Annotated in this window: 1 protein-coding gene; it reads right to left on the bottom strand. The window is 71.9% G+C overall.

The genetic code is table 11. From position 1 onward, the window contains the following. Positions 1–30: 30 nt before the first annotated feature. On the bottom strand, positions 31–1464 hold the full coding sequence (locus DI272_RS44030) for an MFS transporter (protein WP_109501477.1): 1434 nt from the start codon (positions 1462–1464) through the stop codon (positions 31–33). Positions 1465–1498: the final 34 nt, after the last annotated feature.

Raw genomic sequence — 1498 nt, 5'->3', positions numbered from 1 at the left:
GGGGACGGCGGACGCGTGGATGCCGTGTGTTCAGACGCCTGCCTGGTCACTCACCGCCGCTCGCGGCTGTTCGGTCCCGGCGGCCGTCTCGCCCCGCATGGACAGGAGCGTGACGATCCCGCCGGCCGCCGCGACGATCGCGGCACCGAGGAAGGCCGCGCTGAAACCGTTCGTGAGCGCCGGCAGGTCGCCCAGCCGGTCGGCCCCCTGGGTGGTGGCCAGGGCGGTGAGCGCGGCCAGGCCCAGGGCGGAACCCACCTGATAGGTGGTGTTGACGATGCCGGAGGCCAGCCCCGCCTGTTCCTGCGGGGCGCCGGACAGCGCGGCCATCATCGCCGGGATGTACGCCAGCGACATACCGAGCGCGGCGACCAGCGAGGCGGGCAGCACGTCGACGGCGAAGGTGCCGGCCGGCTCCACGGCCGACAGCCACAGCAGACCGGCCGCCAGGACCAGCAGCCCGCCGCCGATCAGCGGCTTGGCGCCGAAACGGCCCAGCAGGCGTGCCGTGATCGCCGTCATGAAGACCATCAGCAGACCGGTCATCGGCAGCAGCGCGGCGCCCGAGGCGAACGCCCCGTATCCGAGGACCTGCTGGAGATAGAGGTTGAGGAAGTACCACATCGGGATCCACGCGGCGCCCAGCAGCGTCATCGCCAAATTGGCCGAGCCCAGCCGCGGCACCCGCCAGATGCCCAACGGCATCAGCGGTTCGCGCCCGGTCTTCTGGATGACCAGGAACAGGGCCAGCAGCACCGCCGCGCCGCCGAGTTCGAGCAGGGTCTGCGCCGCTGCCCACCCCGCCTGCGGCGCTCGTACGACGGCGAAGACGGCCAGCGCCAGCCCGGCGGTGACGGTCGCGGCCCCCAGGACATCGACGCCGCCGCGCCGGGGAGCCACCGCCGGGAGCAGACCGGTGGCGGCGAGGGTGGCCAGGCCGATCGGGACGTAGACGATGAACACCCACGGCCAGCTGAGCCACTGGGTGAACACGCCGCCGAGGAAGACACCGGCCGTGCCGCCCGCGGGGGCGGCCGCGCCGTACAGGGCCATGGCCTTGCCGAGTTCCTTCGGGTCGTGCGCGAACAGGATCATCAGCAGGGTCATGGCGGACGGCGCGATGAGCGCGCCGCCGACCCCCTGGACGGCCCGGCCGAGCACTTCCACCCAGGCGCTCTGCGCGGCGGCCGCGACGACCGAACCCGCGATCAGCACCGTCCACCCGGCCGTGAACACCCTGCGGGCGCCGAGCAGATCGGACAGCCGGCCCCCCAGCAGCAGCAGACCGCCGAACGCGATGACATAGGCGTTGAACACCCACTGCAGGTCCCCCGGCGAGAAGCCGAGGTCTCGCTGCATCTCGGGCAGGGCCACCCCGATGATCGAGGTGTCCATGATGACCATGAACTGGGCCGCGGCCAGGACCCACAGGGCCCACCAACGGCGCGGATTGACGCTTGACATGACTGACCTCTCGTGAAGAAGAGGGAAATAGGGG

Source organism: Streptomyces sp. Act143 (genome assembly GCF_003143935.1).
Classification (GTDB): Bacteria; Actinomycetota; Actinomycetes; order Streptomycetales; family Streptomycetaceae; genus Streptomyces.
Note: the sequence above shows the minus strand (reverse complement) of the source record. Positions and strands in the feature narration are given on the sequence as shown.